This is a genomic window from Nonomuraea sp. NPDC049784 (genome assembly GCF_040659615.1).
Taxonomy (GTDB): Bacteria; Actinomycetota; Actinomycetes; order Streptosporangiales; family Streptosporangiaceae; genus Nonomuraea.
This window is the reverse complement of record NZ_JBFAMX010000732.1, coordinates 1-4,520: the sequence shown is the minus strand read 5'-3', so window position 1 is coordinate 4,520 and position 4,520 is coordinate 1. Positions and strand designations below refer to the sequence as shown.

The following is a 4,520-nucleotide window of genomic DNA, read 5'->3' as shown; positions in this document are numbered from 1 at the left end:
GTGGGGCGCATCTTCGCCGCGCTCGTCCTGGGCAGGCCAGGCGTGGCCGAGCGGCACCTGGCCAGGGCCGCGGACGTCAGGCACAAGGGACCCGCCACGACCCGGGTGGGCGGCTGGCTGGCGGAGGCGCTCAGGGCCGAGGCGGCAGGGGAGTCGCGCCGCCTGCTGCACGCGTGCCGCGCCGGCCTGGCGCTCATCGAGGAGCATCGCCTCACGTTCGGCTCGTCCGAGTTACGCGCGCTGGCCACGGCCCAGGGCGCGGAGCTGGTCACGCTCGCCCAGCGGCACCTCCTGCGCGCCGGGCGGCCGCGCCGCCTCCTGGCCTGGACGGAGCGGTGGCGGGCCACCGAGCTCGCCGTGCCCGCCGTGTGCCCGCCCGAGGATGACCGGCTCCTCGCCCAGCTCGCCGCCCTGCGGCAGGCCGAGCACCAGCTGGCCCAGGCCCGCCAGGACGGCGCCGCCTCGGCCGCGACCCTCGAGCGTGACAGGAGCCGCCTGGAGTCCCGCGTACGGGCCACGACGCTGCGCACCCGCGGCGGCCGCGAGCGCGGGGAACGCGACGACGACCGGACGGAACGGCTCCTGGCCGCCCTGGGCGAAGGCCGGCTGGTCGAGCTGGTCGCGGTCGACAGCACCCTGCACGTCCTGCTCTGCGGTGACGGCACCGTGCGCCGTCGCACCGTGGGACCGATGGATCGGGCCGTCGCCGAGGTCGAGTTCGCCCGCTCCAGGCTCCGCCGCCTGGCCTACGAACGCCACCCCGACCAGCGCGAGCTCCACGACCTCGGCGCCCGCCTGGAACAGGCGCTCCTCGGCCCGATCGCCGGCGGGCCGCTCGGCGACGCGTGGCCGTTGAGAGGGGAGCCGCTCGTCGTCGTGCCGCCGAGCACCCTGCACACCACCCCCTGGGCCCTGCTGCCCTCCCTGCGCCGCCGGCCGTTCACCGTCGCCCCCTCCGCAGGGGCCTGGCTGCGCGCCAGGGCCGCCCGCCGTCCCGATGGGGGCCGCATCGCCCTCGTACGCGGCCCCGGCGTCCCCCACGCCGACGCCGAGATACGCGAGATCGCCCGCCTGCACGGCGACATCGCCGTCCTGGCAGGCGGTGAGGCCACGGCGCCCGCCGTCCTCGACGCCATCGACGGAAGCCCGCTCGCCCACCTGGCCGCGCACGGCACGTTCAGGGCCGACAGCCCGCTGTTCTCCTCCCTCCACCTCGACGACGGCCCCCTGACCGGCTACGACCTCGAACGCCTGCGCCGCGCACCCCACCACCTCGTCCTGTCCAGCTGCGACTCCGGCCAGATGGCCCCCGTCGGCGCCGACGAGCTGCTGGGCCTGGCGACCGCCCTGCTCCGCCTCGGCACCGCCGGGATCGTCGCCAGCGTCGTCCCTGTGAACGACGAGACCGCCGTGCCTGTCATGGTCGGCCTGCACGACGGCCTGCGCCGCGGGCTGGGCCTCGCCGAGGCGCTGTGCCAGGCCAGGGGCGACGACGTGTCGTTCATAGCCATCGGAGCGGGCTGATCGGCCACGCTGCTGATACCTTGATCGGAAGCGCGCGATCATGAAAGAATTTCCTTACAGATGCATATATCTCAGGGGTATTTGGGGGACGGTCGCCCATGATCCGCGAGTTCATCGAGCGGCCTTAGGATGCCCGACCACGAGCTGGACGAGGCGTTCGAGCTCGGCAGGACGTGCGCGCTGGCCGCTGAGTGCGGCAGAGACCTGCGGCGCTGCGCCCAGATGTACAGGGGGCTGTTCCCCACGGCGGCCTTCAGCGCCGATGATTACAGCGCACTGACCCTCTCCATGGCCTTCAGCGCCCCCTGGGCCACCGCCGCGCGCCTGAAGGTCGCCAACCGGGCCGCTCTGTGGGTCCTGGCCGTGGACCGGCTCGTGGACCACACCGCGACCACCCGCGAGCAGGTGAACCGCCTGACCAGCGAATGCCTGTCCGTCGCCGACGGCGCCGTGCCCCGGTCGGCGGTCACGCGGTTCCTGGCCGACCTGCGCGACGAGCTGGCCACCGTCAAGGAGTTCGACGGCCTGCGGTGGCTCTGGCGCGACCAGCTCGCCAGGATGCTGGCGGGCATGGCCAGGGCGTGGGTGTGGCGCGACACGCGCACCGTCCCCACACTCGACGGCTATCTCGACAACGCCGACAGCCGCGGCTCGTGCTTCGTGGACGTGTCGCACTGGATCTACACGGCCGACGACTGGGCGAAGGCTCACCTGGAGGAGCTGCGGGCGGTGAGTCAACGGGTTCAGCGTTACCTGCACCTGCTCGGCGACGTGGCCTCGTACCGCAGGGACATGAGCTGGGGCGACCTGAACGTGCTGGCGCTCGGTGTCAGCCGCGCCGAGGTGACCGACGCGATGGCCGAGCTGGCGCGCGAGGCGGCCGGCCTCATCGAGCCGGTACGGGCCCGCAGCCTCCGCACGGCCGTCTACCTGCGAAGACAGATCGGATTCAACGCCGGTTTTGTCGGTATTTCGGGCTACGGTCCGGCACGTTAAGGGCGTGTCGGATTCCATGACAAGCTCGCTTGACAGATTGCCGGTTGGTCCGGCGAATAGGGTGCGGCAGGCGACAAACCGTGACATTTAGTTTCTTGTAAAAGATTGCGGCTTGAGTGGAAAATGTGGCGTTGCTATGGTGTCTCGATGCCAGGCATGTGGAGCGACCTTCTCAACACACCTTGACAGGTACCACTGACCACGGCACCTCAGGGGCGGGTTGTGCATGCGCGGGAGATGTACAGGCGGTGCTGAATGCAATTTGGTCGCTCTGACCACTGGCGGCTGCCGACGGCGATCAAGATCTTGGTCGCCGGAGGATTCGGCGCGGGCAAGACCACGATGGTCGGCGCCGTCTCCGAGACCAGGCCGCTGCGTACGGAAGAGGCGCTCACCCAGGTAGGGACCGACATCGACGACCTGTCAGGCGTCGAGAGGAAGCTCACCACCACCGTCGCCATGGACTTCGGGCGCATCACCATCGCCAACGACTACATGCTCTACCTGTTCGGCACGCCCGGCCAGGAACGTTTCTGGTTCGTGTGGGACGAGCTGGCCATGGGCGCGCTGGGCGCCGTCGTGCTGGCCGACACCCGCCGCCTCGACGACTGCTTCCCCGCCGTCGACTATTTCGAGAAGCGCGAGCAGCCGTTCATCGTGGCGCTCAACCACTTCGACGGCACCCGCCAGTTCACCGTGGGCGACGTGCGCTCGGCGATAGGCCTGGAGCCGGAGATCCCCATCGTGCACTGCGACGCCCGCAGGCGCGACTCGGGCAGAGAGGTGCTCATCACGCTGATGGAGCATGCGATGCGCATGGGCGCCTCGCCCGTCGGGACCATGTCGTGACCATGACCGGCTAACCTTTTGGCGATGGAGGAGATCGACCGCCGGATCGTCACGCTGCTGGCACGCGACGGCCGCATGAGCTTCACCGACCTGGCCAGGGAGACCGGGCTGTCGGTCTCAGCGGTGCACCAGCGCGTACGCCGCCTCGAAAAGCGCGGGGTCGTGCGCGGATACGCCGCGATCATCGACCACGACGCGGTGGGGCTGCCGCTGACCGCGTTCGTGTCGATCAAGCCGATCGACCCGGCCGCGCCCGACGACGCCCCCGAGCGGCTGGCCCACCTGACGGCCATCGAGGCGTGCCACAGCGTGGCGGGCGACGAGAGCTACATCCTCAAGGTACGCGTGGCCTCACCGGTGGCGCTGGAGGACCTGCTGCAGCAGATCCGCGCCTCGGCCAACGTCTCGACCCGCACGACGGTCGTGCTGAGCACCCCGTACGAGCACCGCGCCCCCGAGGTGGCCGCCGAGTCCCCCTCCGGCCCGGACGCCTGACCACCCGGATAACTGCGGCACCGGTTCAGTCCAGTCCGCCGCGCTTGACCAGCTGGCCGGCGATGACGTTGCGCTGGATCTCGTTGGTGCCCTCGCCCACGATCATCAGCGGCGCGTCCCGGAAGTAGCGTTCCACGTCGAATTCGGTGGAGTAGCCGTAGCCGCCGTGGATGCGCACGGCGTTGAGCGCGGCTCTCATGGCGACCTCGGAGGCGAACAGCTTCGCCATGCCGGCCCCCATGTCGCAGCGCTGACCGGTTTCGTAACGCTCGGCGGCGTGCAGGATGAGCTGGCGGGCGACGGTGGGCGTGTTCCAGGTCGCGGGCGACGGGCCGGATCTCGCGGTCGACGAAGTCGCGGACCGTGTCGACGACGGCTTGTTCCTCAGAGGTGAGCATGGTCATGCCTTTCTAGGCGGGCAGCGAACCGGCCTGGTCCACGACGACCTGGGCCAGCGCGCGGGCCGCCAGGGCCGGGCGGGCGGCGGGGCGGGTCACGGCGTGCGCCAGCACCCCGTCGATGAGGACGAGCAGCTGGTCGGCGCCGAAGCCGGGAGAGGGGTGGCCCAGGCGGGTCAGCTCGGCCGCGAACAGCTCGTGCAGCCCGTCCTTGTACGCGCGCACCGCCGCGTGCGCCGGATGGCCGGGATCGCCTCC

At 71.1% G+C, this 4,520-nt stretch carries 4 protein-coding genes and 2 pseudogenes; 4 read left to right on the top strand and 2 right to left on the bottom strand.

Features of this window, described 5'->3' with window-relative positions:
* The 4 genes from AB0J09_RS57105 to AB0J09_RS57090 form a co-directional block, all read left to right on the top strand.
* On the top strand, positions 1-1,524 hold a 1,524-nt coding region (locus tag AB0J09_RS57105; protein WP_360711200.1), incomplete at its 5' end, for a CHAT domain-containing protein.
* 129 nt (positions 1,525-1,653) lie between these two features.
* Positions 1,654-2,520 (top strand): terpene synthase family protein, encoded by an 867-nt coding sequence (locus AB0J09_RS57100; protein ID WP_360711197.1) that lies wholly within the window; start codon positions 1,654-1,656, stop codon positions 2,518-2,520.
* Positions 2,521-2,775: 255 nt separating this feature from the next.
* Complete coding sequence (locus AB0J09_RS57095; protein ID WP_360711194.1) at positions 2,776-3,369, top strand: ATP/GTP-binding protein; 594 nt, start codon at positions 2,776-2,778, stop codon at positions 3,367-3,369.
* A gap of 24 nt (positions 3,370-3,393) precedes the next feature.
* Positions 3,394-3,864, top strand: a complete 471-nt coding sequence (locus AB0J09_RS57090; RefSeq protein ID WP_360711191.1) for an Lrp/AsnC family transcriptional regulator — start codon at positions 3,394-3,396, stop codon at positions 3,862-3,864.
* 25 nt (positions 3,865-3,889) lie between these two features.
* Here the strand turns inward: AB0J09_RS57090 and AB0J09_RS57085 are convergent.
* Together AB0J09_RS57085 and AB0J09_RS57080 are read right to left on the bottom strand one after the other, a co-directional pair.
* Positions 3,890-4,162: pseudogene (locus AB0J09_RS57085) on the bottom strand (acyl-CoA dehydrogenase family protein); the annotation flags it as partial.
* A gap of 112 nt (positions 4,163-4,274) precedes the next feature.
* Positions 4,275-4,520, bottom strand: a pseudogene (locus tag AB0J09_RS57080) (hypothetical protein); the annotation flags it as partial.

What these genes read in the sequence shown, in the direction of transcription:
- AB0J09_RS57090 (WP_360711191.1), top strand. Translation starts at nt 3,394, where the DNA reads ATGGAGGAGATCGACCGCCGGATCGTCACGCTGCTGGCACGCGACGGC.
- AB0J09_RS57095 (WP_360711194.1), top strand. Translation starts at nt 2,776, where the DNA reads ATGCAATTTGGTCGCTCTGACCACTGGCGGCTGCCGACGGCGATCAAG.
- AB0J09_RS57100 (WP_360711197.1), top strand. Translation starts at nt 1,654, where the DNA reads ATGCCCGACCACGAGCTGGACGAGGCGTTCGAGCTCGGCAGGACGTGC.